The sequence below is a fragment of the Agrobacterium sp. NPDC058088 genome, assembly GCF_042885035.1.
Lineage (GTDB): Bacteria > Pseudomonadota > Alphaproteobacteria > Rhizobiales > Rhizobiaceae > Agrobacterium.
In genome coordinates this window covers 217,679-239,608 of sequence record NZ_JBHVSU010000001.1, presented here as the reverse complement: position 1 = coordinate 239,608, position 21,930 = coordinate 217,679, and the positions used below count along the sequence as shown (strand labels likewise).

General features: G+C 55.6%; 21 protein-coding genes and 1 tRNA gene. 12 read left to right on the top strand and 10 right to left on the bottom strand.

Annotated elements, in window-relative coordinates; translation table 11 throughout:
• The first annotated feature begins 349 nt into the window (after positions 1-349).
• From ACFVTJ_RS01220 to ACFVTJ_RS01190, 7 genes are all read left to right on the top strand, one after another.
• Positions 350-1,759, top strand: a complete 1,410-nt coding sequence (locus ACFVTJ_RS01220) for a circularly permuted type 2 ATP-grasp protein (protein ID WP_386903924.1) — start codon at positions 350-352, stop codon at positions 1,757-1,759.
• Between the two features lie 3 nt (positions 1,760-1,762).
• A complete protein-coding gene (locus ACFVTJ_RS01215) occupies positions 1,763-2,704 on the top strand; it encodes an alpha-E domain-containing protein (protein WP_386903922.1) in 942 nt (313 codons plus the stop codon).
• A gap of 21 nt (positions 2,705-2,725) precedes the next feature.
• A complete protein-coding gene (locus ACFVTJ_RS01210; protein WP_386903920.1) occupies positions 2,726-3,547 on the top strand; it encodes a transglutaminase domain-containing protein in 822 nt (273 codons plus the stop codon).
• A 4-nt stretch (positions 3,548-3,551) separates the two neighbouring features.
• A complete protein-coding gene (locus ACFVTJ_RS01205) occupies positions 3,552-4,166 on the top strand; it encodes a class I SAM-dependent methyltransferase (protein WP_386903918.1) in 615 nt (204 codons plus the stop codon).
• 99 nt (positions 4,167-4,265) lie between these two features.
• Positions 4,266-4,724, top strand: coding sequence for a GNAT family N-acetyltransferase (locus ACFVTJ_RS01200; protein WP_386903917.1), 459 nt, complete (start codon positions 4,266-4,268; stop codon positions 4,722-4,724).
• A gap of 55 nt (positions 4,725-4,779) precedes the next feature.
• Positions 4,780-5,196, top strand: coding sequence for a VOC family protein (locus tag ACFVTJ_RS01195; protein ID WP_386903915.1), 417 nt, complete (start codon positions 4,780-4,782; stop codon positions 5,194-5,196).
• Between the two features lie 23 nt (positions 5,197-5,219).
• Entirely contained in the window at positions 5,220-5,855 is a 636-nt protein-coding gene (locus tag ACFVTJ_RS01190; RefSeq protein WP_386903913.1) for a histidine phosphatase family protein, read from the top strand.
• Between the two features lie 211 nt (positions 5,856-6,066).
• Here the strand turns inward: ACFVTJ_RS01190 and araD1 are convergent, their stop codons facing one another.
• From araD1 to chvE, 4 genes are all read right to left on the bottom strand, one after another.
• Positions 6,067-7,062: a 2-keto-3-deoxy-L-arabinonate dehydratase AraD1 gene (araD1, locus tag ACFVTJ_RS01185; protein ID WP_386903911.1), complete on the bottom strand. Its 996-nt coding sequence runs from the start codon at positions 7,060-7,062 to the stop codon at positions 6,067-6,069.
• A 119-nt stretch (positions 7,063-7,181) separates the two neighbouring features.
• The gene (gene gguB, locus ACFVTJ_RS01180; RefSeq protein WP_386903909.1) at positions 7,182-8,378 is read right to left on the bottom strand and encodes a sugar ABC transporter permease GguB; all 1,197 of its coding nucleotides are present in this window, start codon (positions 8,376-8,378) and stop codon (positions 7,182-7,184) included.
• Complete coding sequence (gguA, locus tag ACFVTJ_RS01175; protein WP_386903907.1) at positions 8,375-9,913, bottom strand: sugar ABC transporter ATP-binding protein GguA; 1,539 nt, start codon at positions 9,911-9,913, stop codon at positions 8,375-8,377. Before gguA ends, gguB begins: the two co-directional genes overlap by 4 nt.
• A 90-nt stretch (positions 9,914-10,003) precedes the next feature.
• The gene (chvE, locus tag ACFVTJ_RS01170; RefSeq protein WP_386903905.1) at positions 10,004-11,068 is read right to left on the bottom strand and encodes a sugar ABC transporter substrate-binding protein ChvE; all 1,065 of its coding nucleotides are present in this window, start codon (positions 11,066-11,068) and stop codon (positions 10,004-10,006) included.
• A 254-nt stretch (positions 11,069-11,322) separates the two neighbouring features.
• Here chvE and ACFVTJ_RS01165 point away from each other — a divergent pair, with 254 nt between their 5' ends.
• Together ACFVTJ_RS01165 and ACFVTJ_RS01160 are read left to right on the top strand one after the other, a co-directional pair.
• Positions 11,323-12,330, top strand: a complete 1,008-nt coding sequence (locus tag ACFVTJ_RS01165) for a LysR family transcriptional regulator (RefSeq protein ID WP_386903903.1) — start codon at positions 11,323-11,325, stop codon at positions 12,328-12,330.
• A 73-nt stretch (positions 12,331-12,403) separates the two neighbouring features.
• Positions 12,404-12,880, top strand: a complete 477-nt coding sequence (locus ACFVTJ_RS01160; RefSeq protein ID WP_386903901.1) for a hypothetical protein — start codon at positions 12,404-12,406, stop codon at positions 12,878-12,880.
• Between the two features lie 55 nt (positions 12,881-12,935).
• On the opposite strand, the gene ACFVTJ_RS01155 is transcribed toward ACFVTJ_RS01160, so the two are convergent.
• A complete protein-coding gene (locus ACFVTJ_RS01155) occupies positions 12,936-13,199 on the bottom strand; it encodes a hypothetical protein (RefSeq protein WP_386903899.1) in 264 nt (87 codons plus the stop codon).
• A gap of 257 nt (positions 13,200-13,456) precedes the next feature.
• Complete coding sequence (locus tag ACFVTJ_RS01150; protein WP_386903897.1) at positions 13,457-13,963, bottom strand: MarR family winged helix-turn-helix transcriptional regulator; 507 nt, start codon at positions 13,961-13,963, stop codon at positions 13,457-13,459.
• Between the two features lie 521 nt (positions 13,964-14,484).
• On the opposite strand from ACFVTJ_RS01150, the gene ACFVTJ_RS01145 reads away from it, so the two are divergent.
• Positions 14,485-14,561, top strand: a tRNA-Arg gene (locus tag ACFVTJ_RS01145).
• Between the two features lie 219 nt (positions 14,562-14,780).
• Here the strand turns inward: ACFVTJ_RS01145 and ACFVTJ_RS01140 are convergent.
• The 3 genes from ACFVTJ_RS01140 to ACFVTJ_RS01130 form a co-directional block, all read right to left on the bottom strand.
• Positions 14,781-15,314: a hypothetical protein gene (locus ACFVTJ_RS01140; protein WP_386903895.1), complete on the bottom strand. Its 534-nt coding sequence runs from the start codon at positions 15,312-15,314 to the stop codon at positions 14,781-14,783.
• A gap of 38 nt (positions 15,315-15,352) precedes the next feature.
• Positions 15,353-15,736 (bottom strand): hypothetical protein, encoded by a 384-nt coding sequence (locus ACFVTJ_RS01135; protein ID WP_386903894.1) that lies wholly within the window; start codon positions 15,734-15,736, stop codon positions 15,353-15,355.
• Positions 15,737-15,859: 123 nt separating this feature from the next.
• On the bottom strand, positions 15,860-16,537 hold the full coding sequence (locus tag ACFVTJ_RS01130; protein WP_386903892.1) for a metallophosphoesterase: 678 nt from the start codon (positions 16,535-16,537) through the stop codon (positions 15,860-15,862).
• Positions 16,538-16,719: 182 nt separating this feature from the next.
• Between ACFVTJ_RS01130 and ACFVTJ_RS01125 the strand changes: the two genes are divergently transcribed.
• Positions 16,720-18,708, top strand: a complete 1,989-nt coding sequence (locus ACFVTJ_RS01125) for an ATP-binding protein (protein WP_386903890.1) — start codon at positions 16,720-16,722, stop codon at positions 18,706-18,708.
• Positions 18,709-18,722: 14 nt separating this feature from the next.
• Positions 18,723-20,030: an ImmA/IrrE family metallo-endopeptidase gene (locus ACFVTJ_RS01120; RefSeq protein ID WP_386903888.1), complete on the top strand. Its 1,308-nt coding sequence runs from the start codon at positions 18,723-18,725 to the stop codon at positions 20,028-20,030.
• Between the two features lie 66 nt (positions 20,031-20,096).
• Here the strand turns inward: ACFVTJ_RS01120 and ACFVTJ_RS01115 are convergent, their stop codons facing one another.
• Positions 20,097-21,533: a reverse transcriptase domain-containing protein gene (locus ACFVTJ_RS01115; RefSeq protein WP_386903886.1), complete on the bottom strand. Its 1,437-nt coding sequence runs from the start codon at positions 21,531-21,533 to the stop codon at positions 20,097-20,099.
• Between the last annotated feature and the right edge of the window lie 397 nt (positions 21,534-21,930).

Genomic DNA, 21,930 nt, shown 5'->3' with positions numbered 1-21,930 from the left:
CGTGATCGAGCTGAGTATTAGGAAGGCGGTATCCGCATCCCGACGAAAGGTCAAAAGTGTTTTGGTGATCGCATCTTTCAGATTTTCTGATGCAATATCCGATCTTCTTCAATCGAAAGCGATCGAACGAATTTTGTGCATTCGCCCACGGCGTACACAGCACAGCCACCTCGTTACACCCCTCGCCGTCGCGCAACCAATTTGCGAATGCCGCATTTATAGGCTGAAACCCAAAAAACGCTTCTTTTTTAAAACTCTAGGGCGACAAAAAATCTTCTCGGGGAGGCCTGCATAGTTCTTGCATTGCATTTCTCGTTGTATTCAAATGGCAAAAAAGGGGACATCGAAGTTGGCATTTGACGAAATGATAAATGCGGACGAAACGCCGCGAAGCCCATACGAAAACTATAACGAGTGGTACAGCCGGCAGGACAGGGCGCACCTGATCCAGAAATCAAAAGACGCGGAAAACATCTTTCGAAAAACCGGTATTACTTTCGCAGTCTATGGCCATGCCGATAGTTCAGAAAAACTGATACCCTTCGATATTATCCCGCGCATCATCTCCGGCCGTGAGTGGCGCAAACTGGCTCAGGGCATCGAACAGCGTGTCCTCGCCCTCAATGCTTTCCTCGACGATATCTACCATAAGCAGGAAATCATCCGCGCCGGTCGCATCCCCCGGGAGATCATCGAGAAGAACGAAGCCTTCCTGCCGGAAATGATCGGCTTCACCCCGCCCGGCGGTGTCTACACCCATATTGTCGGCACGGATATCGTCCGCACCGGCGAAGATCAGTTCTACGTTCTGGAAGACAATGCCCGCACGCCGTCAGGTGTCAGCTACATGCTGGAAAACCGCGAGACGATGATGCAGATGTTCCCGGAACTCTTCCACGAAAACCGCGTGCGCCGTGTGGAGGATTACCCCTATCTGCTGCGCCAGTCGCTTGCCTCGCTCGCGCCTCCCGGCTGCACCGGCAAACCACGCGTCGCGGTGCTGACCCCCGGCATCTATAATTCCGCCTATTACGAACATTCCTTCCTCGCCGACATGATGGGCGTGGAGCTGGTGGAAGGTTCCGACCTTCGCGTCATGGACGGCAAGGTAAAGATGCGCACGACACGTGGCTACGAAGCCATCGACGTTCTCTACCGCCGTGTCGACGACGATTTCCTCGACCCGCTGACGTTCCGGCCGGATTCGGCGCTTGGCGTTCCCGGCATCATGGATGTCTACCGCGCCGGCAACATCACCATCGCCAATGCCCCCGGCACCGGCATTTCCGATGACAAGGCGATCTATTCATACATGCCCGAGATCGTCGAATTTTATACGGGCCGCAAGCCGCTCCTGGAAAATGTGCCAACCTGGCGCTGTTCCGAGCCGGACAGCCTGAAATACGTTCTCGACAACCTCGCCGAGCTCGTTGTCAAGGAAGTCCACGGTTCGGGCGGTTACGGCATGCTGGTCGGTCCCACCGCATCGAAAAAGGAACGGGCGCTGTTTGCCGAAAAGCTGAAAGCCCGCCCCTCCAACTATATTGCGCAGCCGACGCTGTCGCTTTCCACCGTGCCGATCATGGTCAAGAACGGCATCGCGCCGCGCCATGTCGATCTGCGTCCTTATGTGCTGGTGTCGGACAAGGTGAAGATCATCCCCGGCGGCCTGACCCGCGTTGCGCTCAAGCAGGGCTCGCTGGTGGTCAATTCCAGCCAGGGCGGCGGCACCAAGGATACCTGGGTACTGGAGGATTAAGCCATGCTGGGCAGAACGGCAAACGGGCTCTACTGGATGTTCCGGTACATCGAGCGCGCTGAAAACATCGCCCGGCTCATCGACGCGGGCCTGCGCGTTTCACTGACGCGTTCCGGCAGCGGTGATGAGGACTGGGACGGCGTGCTGCAAAGCGCGGGCGTGCACGAGGAATTCCTCGAAACACGCGAAAAGGTGACGGCGGCAAATGCTATCGATTATCTTCTTCGCGAAAAATCGAACCCTTCCAGCGTCATGTCCTGCATCGAAGCGGGCCGCAACAATGCCCGCATGGTGCGCACGGCGCTGACCCGGGAGACGTGGGAAGCCACCAACGAATTCTGGATCGAGCTGAAGAACATCCTCGGCCGCAAGCTTAGCCACGCCGAGCTGCCGCAGACCATCGATGTCATCAAACATCGCGCCGGTCTGGTGCGCGGCGCTTTCCACGGCTCGATGCTGCGCAACGATCTCTATAATTTCTCCCGCATCGGTACCTTCATCGAGCGGGCGGACAACACGGCGCGCATCCTCGACGTCAAATATTACGTGCTGCTGCCGGCCGTGGCGCATGTGGGCTCGTCGCTCGACAATGCGCAATGGGAATCCATCCTGCGCTCGGTCTCGGCGCACCGTTCCTATGGCTGGGTCTATGATGCGGAATACAAGCCGGCCAATATTGCCGACTTCCTTATTCTCAACGGCCGCATGCCGCGTTCGCTGGCCTATTGCTATGAAAAGATTGCCAGCAACCTCAACTACATAGCGGAAGATTACGGCGATAGGCACAAGGCGCATGATACGGCCGAGAGCATTCGCGACAGCTTGCGCGCAACCACCATCGGCCGGGTGATGGACGAAGGTCTGCACGAATTTCTGGAGAGGTTCGTCAACCGCAACGGCCAACTGGGACAGGAAATCACGGAAGGCTACCGCTTCTATCAATAAGCGCGTGGACGGGGACAGCTGATGCGTCTGAAAATCACCCATACGACGGAATATGTCTATGACGAGCCGATGCCCTATGCGTTGCAACGGCTGCGACTGACACCGCAGACCGGCCCATGCCAGACGGTTGAGGACTGGGATGTCTCGGTCGATGGCGCTACCGTCGAAGTGACCTATGACGACCATTTCGGCAACCAGGTCGCGCTGGTGGAAACGGAGGGCCCGCAACGCAAGGTCAAGGTTGTGGCAAGCGGTCTCGTCACCACAGAAGACAAGGCGGGCGTGGTCGGCCCTCATGTCGGCAATGCGCCGCTGTGGCTCTTCCAGCGCGAGACGCCGCGCACCAAGCCGGGAAAGCTCGTCCGCGAACTGGTAAAGGTAAGCACTGGCGACACCGAACTCTCCCGTCTGCACGATCTCATGGAAAATATTCACCGCAAGGTGGACTATGTGCCGGGTGCAACCGACATTGAAACCACGGCGGAAGCGGCGCTGGAGGCAGGCAAGGGCGTCTGCCAGGACCACGCCCATATCCTGATTTCCGCAGCCCGGCTAATGGGCCTTCCGGCGCGTTATGTTTCCGGTTATCTGATGATGGAAGAGGTGGAAGAGCAGACGGCCACTCACGCCTGGGCGGAGGTGCATCTTCCGGGTCTTGGCTGGGTCGGCTTCGACGCCGCCAACAATATCTGCCCCGATGACCGTTACGTCCGCATCGCATCTGGCCTCTGCTACCGCGATTGCGCGCCTATATCCGGCATGCGCATCGGCCCGGCCGGTGAGACCTTGAATGTCTCGGTCACCGTGCAGCAATCGCAGAGCCAGAGCCAGTCGCAAAGCTGAGATCATGGTCGCCAAAGACGACGACACGATCGGTTTCTATACCGACAACGCGACCGCCTACGCCACCCGCGGACAGGCGGCAGACCGCCCGCATCTGGAGACATTCCTCTCGCAGTTGGAAAAGGGCACCAGCATCCTGGAGCTGGGATGCGGCGGTGGGCAGGACAGCGAATATATGCTGGCAGCCGGGTTCGACGTGCACCCGACCGATGGAACACCCGACATCGCCAAAGCGGCGCAAACCCGGCTCGGCATTCCTGTCAGAACGTTGCTGTTCGAAGATATCGATGAGGTCGGGCGCTATCACGGCATCTGGGCCAATGCCTGCCTGCTGCACGTGCCCCGCCCTGCCTTGCCCGGCATCATCGGCCGCATCCACACCGCGCTGAAACCGGGCGGCGTCTTTTATGCGAGCTTCAAGGCCGGAGAAGCGGAGGGTCGCGACACGTTCGGCCGTTATTACAATTATCCTTCCAGGTCGTGGCTGGAGGAGCTTTATGGGCAATATGACTGGACGGGCGTAGAGATCGAAGCCCGGCAGGGAAGCGGTTACGACAAGCTGCCGACAGACTGGCTGCATGTTACAGCGCAAAAAGCGCTGACCACCGCGACAAGTTGACGGTTGCAAAAAGGTGCAGCACCCGTTTTAATCGCCGCTCTCAATTCAAAAGCATGATCCGGTTTATCCTTTTAGGACAAAACCGGCCGGGAGACGGCATTGTACAGCATTTCCGACTATCGCGACTGCCAGTCGCATGGACCCATCGTAGCAGAAAGGGTCTGGACCGCCTGGTGGCAGGATAGCGGCCTCAAGGTGGGCGATGTCCTCGAGCACCTCAAAGAGATGACCGATCCCCAAGCCCTCCCCACGGGCTTCGTCGCCCATGATGGCGACGCCTATGTCGGCTCCGCCTTTCTCATTCATTGCGATCTTGAGGAGCGCCCACAATATCTTCCCTGGGTCGCAGCGCTCTGGGTGGAAGAAGGCCGCCGGCGATCAGGCGTCGCGCGCGCCCTGATGCAGGCCGCAACAAAGAGAGCCGCCGAATTCGGTTACGACACGACCTACCTCTGCTGCGAGGCAGGCCTTGAGGACTATTACATCAACTGCGGCTGGACCATCCTCGAACGGGGCGTCGGCAAGCACGATCTGACGGTGCTGACCTACAAGACGTGACGCAGCCGGCCCTTTCCCATCATTCGTCGCCACGTCTGGACCCATAGGAGGCATCATGCGCCCGCCCACAGCCATCATGGAAACCGCGATCTATGTGAATGATCTCGAAGCCGCCGAGGCTTTTTACCGCGAGGTCTTCGGGCTGGAGATCATCGGCAAGGTGCCCGGAAGCTTCGTCTTTTTCAAATGCGGGCAGCAGGTATTGCTGGTTTTCGACCCCGAGAAGTCACGCAAGGCCGATCCCGATAATCCCATACCTCGCCATGGCACGGCAGGTGAAGGCCACTTCTGCTTTTACGCAAGGGACAGATCGGAGGTAGACGGCTGGAAAGCACACTTCGAAACGCTCGGGATTCCTATCGAGCACTATCACCGCTGGCCGAATGATAGCTATTCCGTCTATATCCGCGATCCCTCCGGGAACTCGGTGGAAGTGGGCGAAGGCAAGCTCTGGGGATTTACACAGGGCTGACCGCAAGGAAGCAGGATACAACCGTGAGAAACATCTACGTCGTAACGCACCCCCAGTCGGTCCATCATATCGAGAACCGGGTTGGCGGCTGGTATGATACTGGACTGACGCCGCACGGCAGAACCGATGCCAGGGCGGCGGCTGCCAGGCTGACGACGCTTGTCGGTGGTGAGCCATTGGAAATCTTCAGCTCCGACCTGCTTCGCGCCTCCCAGACCGCAGAAATCATCGCGGAACGCTTCGGGCAGCCAATGGAGACCATGCGCGACCTCAGGGAAATGAGTTACGGTGAGGCCGAAGGCATGCCGCAGCAATGGCTCGATGAACGTCAAATCCCGGCACCGCATCATAATCGCCTTGACCATCGCGCCGGTATTGCTGATGGCGAGACAAGACGCGAATTTGCCGAAAGGGTGTATCGGGCCGTGGACATGATCGTCGCGCGGCCATGTGCCACGCAGATCATCGTAACCCATGGTTTTGCCCTGACCTTCGTCATCGCGGCGTGGATCAAGATGCCGATCGACAGCGCCGGCTATGTCAGCTTCCCGGCCCGCTCCGGCAGCATCACCCATTTGAAGGAAGACGATTACTGGCAGAACCGCGCCGTCGTTTCACTGGCGGATGTTTCGCATCTGCAGGATCTTGCCTCGCGATAACGATAGCGACAGTTGCGCGTGATCAGCTGACGCAGACAATATGACCTGCGTCATTCCGGCCTTCAGCCGGAAACCAGCCGCCGCGCGTCTGCGCGGAGAAAAGGCTCTTCTCACCCCAAAGACCCGGGCTGGCTGGATACCGGCTCAAGGTCGGTATGACGAATAGAGGGAGCAATTGCTCCCTCTATCATTCTCAAAGATCGCCCGCAGATCAGATCTGGCGAACCACGATCTCTTCTTCCGCATCCACAGCAAGCGGGTTCTTCAGCGGCAGACCGAAACCGGCGGCCTCGATTTCGAAGACGTCGCCCTCTTCCGGCTTGATACCTTCGGCGAAGGAAAGCGTTGCCGTGCCGAACATGTGCACATGCACATCGCCAGGCGCACGGAACAGGCCGTATTTGAAGTGGTGATATTCGAGGTTCGCGAAGGTGTGGGACATGTTGTCTTCACCCGAAACGAACGGCTTTTCGAAGATGACCTTATCGCCGCGGCGGATGCGTGAGGTGCCGCGAATATCGGACGGCGGAGCGCCGATGCGGATTTCCGGGCCGAAGCTTGCCGGGCGGAGCTTGGAATGGGCGAGGTACAGATAGTTGATCCGCTCGGTAACGTGATCGGAAAACTCGTTCGACACGGCAAAGCCGATACGCACGGCTTCGCCCTTGTCAGAAATCACGTAGATACCGGCCATCTCAGGCTCTTCACCGCCGTCGAGCGCAAAGGACGGAGAGGTGAGCGCAGCACCCGGTGCTGCCGCCACATGGCCGTTGCCCTTGTAGAACCACTCGGGCTGAACGCCCTTTTCACCGGCCTTCGGCTTGCCGTTTTCGAGACCCATGCGGAACATCTTCATGGAGTCCGTCAGGCTTTCTTCCGCCGCTTCCGTGGTCTTCTTGTGCATGCTGTCACGGGTCGCGGCCGAACCCAGATGGGTGAGGCCGGTGCCGGTCAGATGCAGATGCGCCGGATCGGGATGGGTGATCGGCGGCAGGAAACGACCTTCGGCATAGGCCTTTTCAAGATCGACGGCATCGCCCAGACCATGCGCGGAAATGACATCGGCGAGGCTCTTGCTGCCATTGGCTGCTTCCATGGCAAGCGCATAAACGGACTCTGCGCTCTTGACCGCGCGTGCCTCTCCGCCGTCTTCGCGAACCGCTACGATGATGTTGCCACTGGCATCTTTGATCTGTGAAATGAGCACGGGATTTCCTTCCTCCGGCGCCAAGCGCCTTTATCTCTTCTACGCAGCGCCTTGCGCCTGCACCTTATGAAAGTGGCCGGAAACCGGCCACTTTTTGGACTGCGATGGGGGTGAGCCGATCAGCCCTTGTTCTTGTTGTAAACGTCGAAGAACACGGCGGCGAGCAGCACAAGGCCCTTGACCATCTGCTGGAAGTCGATGCCGAGGCCGACGATCGACATGCCGTTGTTCATGACGCCCATGATGAACGCCCCGATGACCGCGCCGGTGATCTTGCCGACGCCGCCGGAAGCCGAAGCACCGCCGATGAAGCAGGCCGCGATAACGTCAAGCTCGAAGCCCACGCCAGCCTTCGGCGTTGCCGAGTTGAGGCGGGTCGCGATGATCATGCCGGCAAGACCGGCCAGGACGCCCATATTGACGAAGGTCAGGAAGCTCAGGCGTTCGGTGTTGATACCGGAAAGCTTGGTTGCCTTCTCGTTGCCGCCCATGGCGTAGACCCGGCGACCAATGGTCGTGCGGCGCGTCACGAAGCTGTAGAGAGCAATCAGCACCAGCATCACGATCAGCACGTTGGGCAGGCCGCGATAGGTGGACAGCTGGTAGCCGAGGAACAGAATGGCAGCGGCGATCAGAAGGTTCTGGGCGATGAAGAAGCCGAAGGGTTCGACATCGATGCCGTGCTTGACGTTCACGACGCGACGACGCCATGCGAGATAGAACAGCACGACCGTAATCAGCACCGTCAGGATCATCGAGGTGGTGTTGAGACCTTCGATACCGCCAATATCAGGCAGGAAGCCGGTGCTGATGATCTGGAAATCGGTCGGGAACGGACCGATATTCTTGCCGCCGAGCACGAACAGCGTCAGGCCGCGGAACACCAGCATGCCCGCCAGCGTCACGATGAACGACGGAATGCGGTGATAGGCGATCCAGTAACCCTGAGCCGCACCGATAATGCCGCCGATCACGAGACAAATCAGCGCCGCCAGGAACGGGTTCATGCCCCATTGCACGGTCAATATGGCCGCGATCGCGCCGACGAAGGCAACGATGGAGCCGACCGAAAGGTCAATATGACCGGCCACGATGACCAGCAGCATGCCAAGCGCCATGATGACGATGAACGAGTTCTGCAGGATGAGGTTGGTGAGGTTCACAGGGCGGAACAGAATGCCGCCGGTGTAGAACTGGAAGAAAACCATGATGGCGACGAGCGCGATCAGCATGCCGTATTCGCGGATATTGGAGCGAATATAGGTTCCGACCGAGATGACGTTGCTTTCTTCGTTTGTGGTGTTTGCCGAACTCATGAGTTCTTCTCCCCTGAGCGCATGATAGCGCGCATGATGCTTTCCTGGCTCGCCTCTCCCTTCGGCAATTCAGCGACGATGCGGCCTTCGTTCATGACGTAGATGCGGTCGCAATTGCCGAGCAGTTCGGGCATTTCCGATGAGATCATCAGAACGCCTTTACCATCGGCAGCGAGCTGGTTGATGATGGTGTAGATTTCGTATTTCGCGCCAACGTCGATGCCGCGGGTCGGTTCATCGAGGATCAGGACATCAGGGTTGGAGAACAGCCACTTGGAGAGCACAACCTTCTGCTGGTTGCCGCCCGAAAGATTGACCGTTTCCTGGAAAATGCCTGAAGACCGGATGCGAAGACGCGTGCGAAAATCGCTCGCCACCTTCATTTCCTTGATGTCGTCGATGATGCTGGCATTCGACACGCCGGCCAGATTGGCAAGCGTGGTGTTGTGCAGAATGTTGTCGTTGAGCACGAGACCGAGATGTTTGCGGTCTTCGGTGACATAGGCAAGACCGGCATCGATCGCCTTGCGCACGGTGCTGACGTCAACGGCCTTGCCGTCGATCAGCACGTCGCCGGTGATCTTGTGGCCATAGGACTTGCCGAACACGCTCATCGCAAATTCGGTGCGCCCGGCACCCATCAGACCGGCAATGCCAACGACTTCGCCCTTGCGGACCGTGACGTTGATATCATGCAGGACCTGGCGGTCGCGGTGCTGCTGGTGATAGGCGTTCCAGTTCTTCACTTCGAGAATGGTTTCGCCGATCGGCACGTCGCGCGGCGGATAACGATCTTCGAGATCGCGGCCCACCATGTTGCGGATGATCACATCCTCGCTGATTTCTTCCTTATGACAGTCGAGCGTCTTCACCGTCATGCCGTCGCGCAAAACGGTGATCTGGTCGGCCACCTTGCGCACTTCGTTGAGCTTGTGGGTGATGATGATCGACGTCATGCCCTGCTTGCGGAATTCCATCAACAGGTTCAAGAGCGCCTCGGAATCGCTTTCGTTCAGCGAAGCCGTCGGCTCGTCGAGGATGAGCAGTTTCACGCTCTTCGACAACGCCTTGGCGATTTCGACCAGCTGCTGCTTGCCCACGCCAATATCGGTGATCAGCGTCTCCGGCGATTCCTTCAAGCCCACTTTCTTCAGGAGTTCGCGGGTACGGTTGAAGGTCTGCTGCCAGTTGATCACGCCGCTTTTGGCGACCTCGTTGCCGAGGAAAATATTTTCCGCAATCGACAGAAGCGGCACGAGCGCCAGCTCCTGGTGAATGATGATGATACCAATATCTTCGCTGTCATTGATGGCGCGAAAGTTTCTGACGGCGCCTTCATAATGGATTTCGCCCTCATAGGTGCCGGCGGGGTAAACACCGGAAAGGACCTTCATCAAGGTCGACTTCCCCGCGCCGTTCTCACCGACGAGTGCGTGGATCTCACCCTCTTTTACCTTGAGGTTAACGTTCTCAAGCGCTTTAACGCCCGGAAACGTCTTGGTGATGTTCCGCATTTCGAGAATGGTATTGGCCATATCGCAATCCAGCGCCCGATTAATTCAGGCGTTTTTATTTTTATGGAAAAACGGGGATGACGCCAAGTCATCCCCGCATGTGTCTTCAGCTTATTTCAGCTGGTCTTCCTTGTAGTAACCGCCGTCAACGAGAACCTGCTTGTAGTTCTCCTTGGTCACTGCAACCGGCTTCAGCAGGTAGGACGGAACGACCTTGACGCCATTTTCATAGGTCTTGGTGTCGTTAACTTCCGGCTCCTTGCCCTGCAGAACAGCGTTGACCATGTTCACGGTAACCTTCGCCAGTTCGCGGGTATCCTTGAAGATGGTGGAATACTGTTCGCCTGCAATGATCGACTTGACGGAGGGGACTTCAGCATCCTGACCGGAAACGACCGGCAGCGGCTGGTCCTTCGTGCCATAACCAACGCCCTTCAGCGAGGAGATGATGCCGATGGAAAGACCGTCGTAAGGCGACAGAACGGCGTCAACCTTGGCGTCGGTGTAGTAAGCCGAGAGAAGGTTGTCCATACGAGCCTGGGCCGTTGCCGGATCCCAACGCAGCGTGCCGACCTTGTCCATGCCCATCTGGCCGGACTTTACAACCAGCTTGCCGCTGTCGATGTAAGGCTTCAGGACCGACATTGCGCCGTCATAGAAGAAGAAGGCGTTGTTATCATCAGGGGAGCCGCCGAAGAGCTCAATGTTGAACGGACCCTTGCCGTCCTTCAGACCAAGCTTGTCAACGATCGAAGTCGCCTGCAGAACGCCAACCTGGAAGTTGTCGAAGGTCGCGTAGTAGCTGACGTCGCCGCTGTTACGGATCAGGCGGTCATAAGCGATGACCTTGATGCCCTGCTGGCCAGCCTGCTTCAGAACGTCCGACAGCGTCGTGCCGTCGATCGAAGCGATCACGAGGACCTTCACGCCCTTGGTGACCATGTTTTCGATCTGGGAAAGCTGGTTCGGAATGTCGTCGTCGGCATACTGCAGGTCGGTCGTGTAACCAGCTTCCTGAAGCTGCTTCACGATGTTGTTGCCGTCATCGATCCAGCGTGCGGACGACTTGGTCGGCATCGCGATACCGACAGAACCCTTGTCCTGTGCGAAAGCCGGCACTGCGAAAGACGCAGCACCGATGGCACAAGCTGCCATCAGCGAAATAATGGACTTCATTAACTCTCTCCCTTGAGCCCTTCTATGGAGCCCGCATGCTGCGGTGCACCACGAAATTCATGCCGTCAGAGGAAGAAGCCGCGTTGCGCTCGTTCCCTTTCGCACCTGCGAAATGGAACAGCTGCCGCTCCTCCCCGGCATTCCGCAAATTGTTCTGAATCCATATAACTGTCAAATAGAATAAATCAGTTTCCATATATCAATTATGATATATTAAATCGATACAAAAACTGATGAGGGGTATAAAACGACGAATGAGCAACCAAAAAGTGTATGAGCAGGCGCAAACAACAGAGGCCCTTTTCGTCTTCGAAGACAACCCTTTGCTGCGGGCCGGATTGAAGATGAGCCATCTGCGCATGCTGGTCATGATCGAGGAGCACGGACAGGTCAGCGCAGCCGCGGCGGCGATGAATATGACGCAGCCGGCAGCCTCACGCATGCTCGCGGAAATGGAGGCGATCGTCAAATCACCCCTTTGTCAGAGAGCCTCGCGCGGCGTGGTGCTGACGAAGTTCGGCGAGGCGCTGGCGCGCCGGGCCCGCACTATATTGCTGGAACTGCGCGAAGCGAGCCGTGAACTGAACCAGATGAAGTCAGGCAGCGGTGGCTCGGTCTTCATCGGCGCCGTCACCGCACCAGCGATCAGCCTCGTCGTTCCCGCCATAAGGCGCGCCATGGACACCTATCCCGGCATCGAAATCAACGTGCAGGTGGAAAGCAGCAACGTGCTGGCGCGCGAACTACTGGCGGCGCGTCACGATTTCATCATCGGCCGCATTCCCGATGATTTCGATCCAGGCCTCTTCTCCATCCACGAAATCGGTATAGAGCGCGCCTGTCTGGTGGTACGCGAGGGGCACCCGCTGTTGTTGCGCGGGGAGCCCGTGACCCTGCAGGATCTCTCCGGATATGACTGGGTCTTCCAACCGCCCGGCGCGCTTTTGCGCAGAACCATGGAGGATGTCTTCCTCACCCACGGCGTCGCCATGCCGCGCAACATCATCAACACGCCCTCAATGCTTTTAACGCTCGCCCTGATCTGCAACACCGATGCGATTGCGCCAATCGCCCAGGACATGGCCGAATTCGTCGCCGGCCAGCAGGCCGATATCGGCCGAACCCGGATATTGCCGACGGATTTCGAACTCGTGGTCAAGCCCTACAGCATCATCACCACCAAGGGCCGGGTTTTGCCGCCCAGCGCCCGCCTGCTTTATGATCTGGTGCTGGATGAGAGCCGCAAGCTGACCAACCAGTGACGACGGCAAGCCCGACACCACCTTCATCCTCTATAGAAGCCGGATCATTGAGGCCGGCGCAGGAAACAGCCGCATGCTCTTCGGACAATCCGTCTTCCAGTCGGTCGTCGAACGACTGAAACAGGAAAAAGAAGAAGAAGGCGCGGAGCCTTCAACATCCGCAGGCCACCGCATTGCCGGTTTCAGCTCCGGTTTCGTGGTCGATACACATATCGAAGCGCCGCAGCCAACGAATGGCAATCTCGATGCCTATCTCGCCTTCCTGGCCGATCCCGCGCCACCGCCGGAACCTCAACCCGAGCCCGAACCGGAACGGATGCCGGCCTATCTCGAAAAAACCACGCTTGCCGATGTGTCTGCGGAACTGGCGATCCAGGAAACAGATACAGCCGCAACACTTGCGGAAAAGCGCCGGGCCTTTGCCCGTCTCAACCATCCTGACCGGGTAAAACCGCAATTCCGGCACAATGCGACACTGCGCATGACGGCGGCCAACCTTCTGATCGATCAGGCGCTTCGCATGGTGCGGACCCGGGACCATTTCCGCTGAAAGCGGGCAACAAGACTGATCCGGGAAACGCTTCAAACGGAAGATCGGAGCCGCTTCAGCCCGCATCATCTTTATCAGCGGAGGTGCTTTCGGCAGCAGGCTCCCCGGCTTCATCCTTGGGCGCGGCGGTGTTGTTTACGGGTTTGAACTTCAGCAGCAATTCATAGGCCGCATAAGCGCCGATGCCACCGACAATGGTTCCCCAGAAAAACTCGCGATTGACGAATTCGATGACGGCCCATGCGGCGCAAAAGCCGACGATGAGCAACCGGACCCACAGCGGGCGATAAAGCGGGTGACTCGTATCGATATTCAGCATGGCGTTCCCGTCCCGGGCCTTTCCAGTCGATCGCATGGTTGCAGCTTTTGTGCCGCAGCGCGAAGATATCCATGCGTCTTGGCGGTTTCGCAGGCAAATTGCAACGCAATTCAGCCCCGCCGCCGATCAGGCTACCGTGAAAAGCAGGGCGGGAATATCATCATCGCGATCGGAGGCGATCGGAAAACGGCGCGAAAACGCTCACAGGCCCAACCGGGCAGCCGCCAGAATCTTCGCTGCCATTTGCCCTTCAGGCTTCAGTCCCGCAGGCGCCCCAGCAGAGCCAAAAGCTGATCGCGGGCCTTCTTGCCACCGATCCTGTCGATCAGCTTTTCTTCGCGGTCCCGCCATGTATCGGAAAGCCGGTCGAGAAGGCTGCTGCCCTCCTCCGTTATGTCAAGGAAATGCACACGCCTGTCCTCTTCCGATTTGCGGCGGACAAGCAGCCCCTTCTCTTCCATGTTGTCGACGATCGCGACGAAATTGGCGCGCTGTATGCCGAGCGCTTCCGCGACATCGCTCTGTTTGAGACCCTGATTGCCGCCGACGATGACGAGAACGGAAAAATCTGCCGGTCTCAATCCCTGCTCCGCCAGCGCATCGGCAAAACCGTTTGCCACGGCAAGTTGAGAGTGCCGCAAATGATAGCTGATGGCAGTCGTCAGCAATCCATAGTCGATTGCCGTATCATGCGCGGCTTCCGCGCTGCCGCGTTCGCTCTTTTCCGTCCGCGGCCCGTTGCTATCTGCCAGTCGCAAAGCCATCCGATCCCCCGCCTGATTCGTTCCTTTACCTAGTCGAAATTATAACCGACAACGCTGCGAAACTGTATCCCTAATAAATGTAGATGATACTAATATTGTATAATAATTTGACAGTTAAACGCCGTCAATGCAAACCGAAACTCAAACGCAGTATACGCCGAACAAAAAAAGTAACACTATTTACCCGCCAATTTTAAGGGGATAAAACCGCCTCCCGCACCGGGCCTGAAAGGCATTCCAGCAATCCGACCACTCCTGAGCGAAAGGGAGAAAACAGCAGACGGGCCGGGCAATAAGATACTACTTATAAGAGAAAAGCGATTTCGTTAAAAAAGCAACGCCTCAAATGACACATCATCCGCATTGCGCCATAAAAGTTTGCGACCGCTCCACAGGAGTGTCCCATGCCTGCCCTACCCAAAATCAGGCAAGGTTTCGCAAATCTTTGATTTTTAGACATTGATGCAAAAACAAAGCTGGGGTATGAACCAACCGCTGCACGCGATTCAAGCGTGACCGCTGCACCCGTAGCTCAGCTGGATAGAGTGTTGGATTCCGATTCCAAAGGTCACAGGTTCGAATCCTGTCGGGTGCGCCATAAAACCAATCATTTATTGATCTTTCAAGATTGCCCCTGCTGATTGCGCTCCGTTGATTCGTCGCTGTGACCGCTGCTGTGGGTGATCCGCTCCGATAGATTTGTCTTCCCCCGCGACGCCGCGCTTTTCCTGCCTGGGCAGTTCGAAATTGAATAAACAAACTTTTTGGCCATAGCTGAACGCATAGCGGAGATGCGAACGCCGCCCCGTCTCGGTTTTCACGCATCAGCGACTTCGCCCGGTTCACCAGCATTTCGGAACCGCTCAAACCAGTAGACCATGTGGGGATGCGACTTGAACCTACCGGCAAGGAAACGGAAGACAGCGTTCAGTTCGCCATCCTCATGATCGGCTCGGTTGCTAAGCTTCCCGAACGGAGACAAGATTTCTTCGTAGTGTTCCGGGTCTGCAAGGTAGATCGCGTCATAAAAGATTGGCAGCCGAGTGGCGCGTTGGTACTCATGAGCGAGGCGTTCGAAGCGCCAGTATTGCCTGGCGACGTTCTCGAATTCCGATGGCTCCGCGTTATACGGCTCGTCAATGTAATCAGCCAACTCGACAATACCAGTGTAATCGTCCCCGGCATTTTTGGCGGCCATGATTTGATTCGCTAGACGTCCAAAATGAGCGCTAATGCGACCCGTATCTTGAAACTCGTGCATGACAATTTGCAGCAGATAGGCACCATCACGATTCTCTCGGAACGCTTTGTATCGGCTTTCTGCAGCAAGCCATTTTTCATCGTCTGACATAGAGGCTCTCCTGAGCCGCCACTCATTTCAAACGAAAGTTAACTTTCAGATACCTGCGCCAGGATATGCGGAAGCAGCCTGTATCTTGCCGCTGTCGTTCTGTTGACGATGTCCCAGATGTCTTGATCATTTGCCAACGGTGGCCCAATCGTGAAGAACACGTTGATCAGACTGTCGCCCGTTTTCTCAAGTACCTTGGAAACCGAGAGCAAGCTAGAAGAATCGTGAAGAAAGACCGAGTCTGAGATTTCAGACCAAGTTGTGGTGCCTCGGGTGAGGTAGACGAAAAGCAACCCTTGAATTGATCTTAGGTGTTGAGAGACAAAACCGGTTTTCCCTACAACTTCCTCCTCGATGACTTGATTTAAAGTTCTTTGGAGAAATCGCCCAAGGAGACTGTCAGCTGTAATATCTGCGGCCATTCACCTAACCCGATTGAGAATTCAATCTCCGATTCTTGCTCCTTATTCAGTCGGCCGCAATGTGTTGTAGCATTCCGCATGTGATCGGATGAACCCTCAAGGGTGCTTGCGCGAACGAACTGATCAGATCAGCTCTGAGAACGAGGTGACGAGAACGCCTGCTTTCGGCAAGCCGATCACTTTGATGCCGTTGGGAAGAGTAGCGCGGTAGTCCTGGTGAAGGTGACCATGCACAATGGTCTTCACGCCCAGCACCTCAGCGAGGTCATCGATCTCAGCGTGCCCATATTTATGGGTCGATGGTGCTTCATGCGTGATCAAGATGTCAGCTTCAAGCGCGGCCAGGGTGTTGAAGTCCTCAGGGAATATTGTCGACCGATGACGCAGAGGCAGTCCATCGCGCCACGTCGATCTTGAATTGGTGCTGAGATACTCGTTGCGTGTACTGAACTTGGGGATGCCGCCAGCGTTCTGAGGATGCCAAACGTCGGCATGGAAGACGCCACCCAAGCCCGCAAGCCGAACGCCGTCCAGTTCAACGACACGACCGGTCAAATTGCCGCTAGCCAGACTGGATTCAAAAACGAAGTCGTGCCAGCTTTCGCGGTCGGCATCGTGATTGCCGTGTATGAAAAAGATGCTCGAACCGACCGACGTCAGGTCCGCCAGTTCCAAATCGAGGGGCCGATCCAAGTCAAAGTCACCAAGGAAAATGGAATGAGCGGGGTGATGATGCCGTAGCATTTCGCGCACAGGACGGAAGTTGCCATGTGGGTCGCCGAAGAAGGCGACGCTGCCCATTCGTTTACTTTCCGACATGGCTTCTCAAGTTCATATGGACCGTTCAAGCCCGGGAAACGTGCGATAGTGACCGAGGCGGTACCGCACCTCTATAAATTTCCAACCTTTCCAAAAAGTTGTAAAAACTTCTTGCGCGTCGCTTGAAGCAAACCCTAATGTTCGGCAGCGGATTGGGGACTACTGTGGACACTGTAACGACAAAGACAGACGAGCTAGTCAAGCCAGACATGCAGGCCGTGCTTTCGCGCACGCACTTGTCCAACACGCTGCATGATTTCCTCCTTCCCGTCTTCGAAGCGGTGTCGAACGCTATGCATGGTATCGAAGCCAAGTATGGTGAGAAGGAAGCCAGCGAACGCGGTAAGATCACCATCACGTTCGAAAACGCCAACAACCCTCTTAAGCTCAAGATCGCTGTCACCGACAACGGCATTGGGCTCAATGATGATAATTATAAGTCCTTCAAGACCCCGTTCTCCGGCTATAAATTGAAAGCCCATGGGCGAGGCTTTGGCCGCTTCATGGCTTTCAAGGTCTTTGGCCGTTCTGTATATCTCAGTCGATACGAATTCTTCGCCGAGCAACTGACAAGGTCGTTCCAGTTCGATCTGCTGCGCGACAAGGAGTTCGTGTTCCTGGACGATGCGCCAGTTTTTGAGGAGACCGGCGTAACTGTTGTGTACGATCAACTTCTGACGAATTGGCACGATCTCATTCGAGAACTGCAGTCGAAGGACGTTGCTGATCTTATAGCCAGCCATTTCCTTCCATATTTCCTTTATCGGTGGCTTCCTGAAATAACGATCCAGTTCGACGACCAGGAGCCGCAGAGCATCAAGGCGCATTTCAGTGCCGTGTTTGTGCAGTTCAAATCCGGGGACTTCGAATTTGTTATCGATGGCTTGTCGGAAACCATCAAGTATTCGCTGACTAAGATACCTAAAACCAAATCCTTCAAAAATCACTGTCTGCTGTTCTCTGCAGCCGACCGCATAGTAGGTGCACCGCGTGACCTGTCCAACAAACTCGGACAGCCGCATTTCCTCGACGAAAAGAATGAAAGCTATATCGTTATTGCCGTCGTTCGCAGCACTGCGTTCGAGTCGCGGCTGAACGATGCTCGTACCGGGTTGAACCTTGGTGCGAAAACTATTGAAGGGATCGTGTCCAAGGTCAGTGACGTGATCCAGGAATCTGAGGCCGCTCAGATCGACAAGATCAAGAGCGGGCAGTCTTCGGACCTGAACTATGCCCTGAAGGAGAATCCAATCCTTCGGCTGGGTCTCAAAGGGCGGAGCGTTACGGACTACGTCGCTTCGAAGCCCAACAACTGGTCTGCTGAAGAGTTTGTATCCGATCTCGCGATTGAACGTTTCCGCGCGTCTAACGACCTGAGCAAGCAGATTGCCAGCATTACGGAAAATCCGGACCAGTACCGCGAAAAAATCGAGGGCCTGGCAAGCACACTCGACGCGAACAAGAAGGAAGCGCTCGCCGAATACGTCCTGCATAGAAAGAGTGTCATCGAACTGGTCGAAGCAGCCAGAAAATTTCGTCCTGACGGTGGAAGAACCCCGGAAGATGTGATCCACGAACTCGTTTTCCGTCGGTTCACCGATAATGTCGAAGCCAGCTATTTCGAGCACAACCTCTGGCTCATCGACGACGCTTTGGCGTTCCTGCCGTATATCTCCAGCGACAGAACGCTGCACGGCGGAGGGAGACGAACCGGTGACAAGGTCACCGATATCGCTTTCTTCGACGATAGCATGGTCCTGGGCGACAACGACGGTACTACGGTAACCATCGTCGAGTTCAAAAAGCCGAGCCGTGATGATTTCAGCTTTGGCAATATAAAGAGCGATCCTGTTCTGCAGGTCATCGAGACCTTGGAAAAAGCAAGCGAGCGCGGTTCAATCACCAAGACGGATGGAACGTTCTTCATGTTTCGGGGCGTCGTGCGCCGGTTCGCCTTCATCATTGCTGACCAGACACCTTCACTGGTAAGGGTTCTCAAAAAGCACGACTTCAAGAACGACTGGAACCCCGAAATCTTTGTTCGCTACAGGGACAACGAGGAGATTTTTATCCAAGCGTTCGGATACGACACCCTGGTGGCGAATGCGAAGAAAAGAAATCAAGCGTTCTTTTCCGTTCTCCTTGGCGAGTAAAGGATGCGACTTCGTTGGGCAAAGCCGTGAATTCTACGCTCAAGGGCAACAAACTCGAAGACTCTCTTTATCAATATCTTCTCGACCAACAGGAGCGCGGCGAACTGGTGTTCGAGGCCTATCCGGCTGACAACTGTAAAATTTACAAAAAGAAAAAATATTTCTGCGCGGAGCGCGGCGGCGACGTGGAATTTGATGTTGTTATCGAATTCTTTCGGCGAGGTAGTTTGACGCCCCATTCCTATGTCGTTTTCGAATGCAAAAACTACGGGCGGAGCATACCAGAGGTATACGTCAATGATTTCTCGCTGAAGCTAAGCCGCACTTTTCGCCATGCGGCGAAGGGTGTGCTTGTAATTTCTTCCCGACTTCAATCTGGCGCGGAGAACGTCGCTCGAAATAGCAAAATGGGAATAGTCAAGTTTGATGAAGGTGGGCTTGAGATCATCGCCGACCGCCGAGGCCGTCCGTTTATCGAACATAGCTTCGCAAGGAAGCAGATTTTTGAAAACGAGAAAGCCGCAAAGTCACTGAAATTTTCTGCTTTCTACGATGGCAGTTTCTACGGGTCGGTGCGGGGGCTAGTGGAAGGCTTTCTGGAGATTGCACCTACAGGGCAACCGAATCGGGAGAGACATCATTCTGGCGTACCTTATGTTCCAAGCGACGCAATCAAGGCGTCCGCACGTGATCTTCTGGGCCTAGTGGGATACGAATCTGGCCCGGTTGACCTCAAGAACATTTGCGCTGTCCTCGCAATTGATCTCGAATTTACGGACCACCGCGTTCATGACCTGGATGGCATGGAGATTTTAGGCTCGGCAAATTTCGACCGCAAAAAAATCGTCATCAATGCCCACGGGAACGTAACTCGCGAGCGTTTCACTCTTGGCCATGAGATCGGCCACTTTTTTTTGAAACATCAGCTCTACCTGGCCTCGGAAAACGTTATCGAAAGCGATCTCCGGATAGTCAGCGAGAGGGAAGACGGCTTCAATTACGAACGACTGGAATTCCAAGCAAACTCGTTCGCATCCAATCTGATTCTTCCCGACGAAATATTCATAAGAAAAACGGCAGAGTTTCGGAATCTACTTGGCATAACTGACCGGGGACACGGCTACATCTTCGTTGACGATCAACCCTACAACTACCAGATTTACGATCAGCTACTAATTCAGCTTCTCACGTACTTCGAGGTATCAAAGCAGGCCATACAATACAAACTTCAGAAATTAGGTTTACTTACAGATCAGAGATCAAAACGGACGTTGCAGATCGCAGACGTGGCGAAGCTTTTCGACACATATCGAAAGTCCTGAAGTTCGGTAGTTGATCGGTACGCAGAGATCGAACAGGAGGATCATCCTTAGCCCTCATTCAGATCGCTACCGCACCCGCGCAAGCTCATGGGAAATTCGTCGCTTGATTGCATTGCGGAGATTTTTCATCTGCCGCGCAATTGGCTTGCCTAATGTCCCCATCGTTTTGGATGCACGTTTGGCATAGGTAGTGAACGTCCAAGAGCGATAATCAGCAGCTTTAAGGTGGAAGTCCTCGACCGATCCGAAAGCCTGAATAACGTTTTCAACATTGGTCAAAGCCAGAATCTCGTCGGTTGGCTTTCCCTGATATCGCTTAACTTGCCGAATTGCAGTTGCTCTGCATACTGATGCGATCTTACGGTGGAGATTACTCATCGTTTTGTCGCGAATGAATGTGTGCCGCCCATCATATCGGAAGCCAAGATATTCAAAGGGTTTGTTCTGCATCGGGTTGCCGTCTTTGTCAGTGGCTTTGATCGTGCGAACCGTCTGGCGGTCGCCCTGAACATCGAACCGATGGATCGCCGATTTCTCCTCCTTGATCAGGAGCCCTTTGCCATAGGTGGTTATGGCCCCTCGAATTTCCTTCTCTAGCTGGACTGCATCACTTTCCGAAATCGGCGCAATGACTAGGATGTCGTCGGAATAGCGGAAGAAGCAGCCGCCCAGCTTCTCACAAATGTCTCGAAGGTATTTATCGAATTCCAGAAGGTATGCATTTGCCAGAAGATCGGACAACGGCGCGCCCTGCGGAACTCCCATCCCGAGCTTGTTGACCTCTATGATCGATGACTGGGTAGCGGACCGAGCGATTTTTTCCTGAAAGGTCCGCCCGTCGCACAGTTGAACCGGGATATCCTTACGGGCTTTCAAATAGCCCGGCCTAACTTTGCCGTGGCGGTCCGCCTTATCTCCGTAGTACCCGAGGCGTGTGTACGCTTTCACGACATCTACGAAAGCATAACGCGTAATTGCCTGATATACCCTGAAGTGTTCAGCTGGGAGCTTTGAGACCCCCAGCAAGCCAGCCCATACGTCTCGAAGTCGATTGTGATCGAGCGTCTCGAAGAAGCTGCTGATATCAAGCGCTATGGTGCAACAATCGCCTTGTATCTGGATCGCCTGGACAGCGGAAAGTGCGAAATCGATATTGCTCTGCCCGCCACTGCCAACGTGCTTTGGAATCCGTCGATATGCAATGACGGAATTCGACAACCTCTCAGCCTGTAATATCGCTTCATATGGCCCGGAGAGCAGATATCTGTAGTAGGAAAAAATGCAGCTATCGAGCCTTGCAGCAAACCTTATGGGACGATCCTTCCGCTTTCCGTGCTTGCCCTTCTCGGCGAAGAGCGTCCAACCCTCATCGTATTTCAAGAACGGGTAGAACGTGTGGGTCACGACCCGAGCTGGGTCGGTAGCAACGGCCTCGGCCTCAGCAACAGATATGACTGGGTCGAAGTGAGGATAGCGTCTGACGGAAGCAGTCCATGGCTTCACGGTGGTCCTCAAAGGCGAAAGGGGGCAAAAGGACCGGTGTGCTTCCGGTTATCCTCTCGCCCCCGACTGTTTAGAGCGGGTATGGGATACCCTTTCGGCACAAGTAGTCGAGATAATGGACTATATTAGCTGCATGTACGATTGCTCGTCATGTACCTTGAGCGTCCAGCTATACCTGGAGGTCCGGATGGACATCATGGCATACCTGCTGGCGGCCTTCGGGCTTGACAGCTTCAAGTAATTCTCCGTCCCCCCAGGTTGCCCCTCGTGACCGGATGTCTGGAATATCAGGTTGATCATTACGAAGTTCAAGACGTGGAATCTTTCAACCCCACGTTTTCCTCCGAAAATTTTACGACGCTCAAAAAAGGTGGTCGATTTATTCATGCGCGATTAC

What these genes read in the sequence shown, in the direction of transcription:
- ACFVTJ_RS01215 (WP_386903922.1), top strand. Translation starts at nt 1,763, where the DNA reads ATGCTGGGCAGAACGGCAAACGGGCTCTACTGGATGTTCCGGTACATC.
- ACFVTJ_RS01210 (WP_386903920.1), top strand. Translation starts at nt 2,726, where the DNA reads ATGCGTCTGAAAATCACCCATACGACGGAATATGTCTATGACGAGCCG.
- ACFVTJ_RS01205 (WP_386903918.1), top strand. Translation starts at nt 3,552, where the DNA reads ATGGTCGCCAAAGACGACGACACGATCGGTTTCTATACCGACAACGCG.
- ACFVTJ_RS01195 (WP_386903915.1), top strand. Translation starts at nt 4,780, where the DNA reads ATGCGCCCGCCCACAGCCATCATGGAAACCGCGATCTATGTGAATGAT.
- gguB (WP_386903909.1), bottom strand. Translation starts at nt 8,378, where the DNA reads ATGAGTTCGGCAAACACCACAAACGAAGAAAGCAACGTCATCTCGGTC.
- gguA (WP_386903907.1), bottom strand. Translation starts at nt 9,913, where the DNA reads ATGGCCAATACCATTCTCGAAATGCGGAACATCACCAAGACGTTTCCG.
- chvE (WP_386903905.1), bottom strand. Translation starts at nt 11,068, where the DNA reads ATGAAGTCCATTATTTCGCTGATGGCAGCTTGTGCCATCGGTGCTGCG.
- ACFVTJ_RS01165 (WP_386903903.1), top strand. Translation starts at nt 11,323, where the DNA reads ATGAGCAACCAAAAAGTGTATGAGCAGGCGCAAACAACAGAGGCCCTT.
- ACFVTJ_RS01160 (WP_386903901.1), top strand. Translation starts at nt 12,404, where the DNA reads ATGCTCTTCGGACAATCCGTCTTCCAGTCGGTCGTCGAACGACTGAAA.
- ACFVTJ_RS01155 (WP_386903899.1), bottom strand. Translation starts at nt 13,199, where the DNA reads ATGCTGAATATCGATACGAGTCACCCGCTTTATCGCCCGCTGTGGGTC.
- ACFVTJ_RS01150 (WP_386903897.1), bottom strand. Translation starts at nt 13,963, where the DNA reads ATGGCTTTGCGACTGGCAGATAGCAACGGGCCGCGGACGGAAAAGAGC.
- ACFVTJ_RS01140 (WP_386903895.1), bottom strand. Translation starts at nt 15,314, where the DNA reads ATGTCAGACGATGAAAAATGGCTTGCTGCAGAAAGCCGATACAAAGCG.
- ACFVTJ_RS01135 (WP_386903894.1), bottom strand. Translation starts at nt 15,736, where the DNA reads ATGGCCGCAGATATTACAGCTGACAGTCTCCTTGGGCGATTTCTCCAA.
- ACFVTJ_RS01130 (WP_386903892.1), bottom strand. Translation starts at nt 16,537, where the DNA reads ATGGGCAGCGTCGCCTTCTTCGGCGACCCACATGGCAACTTCCGTCCT.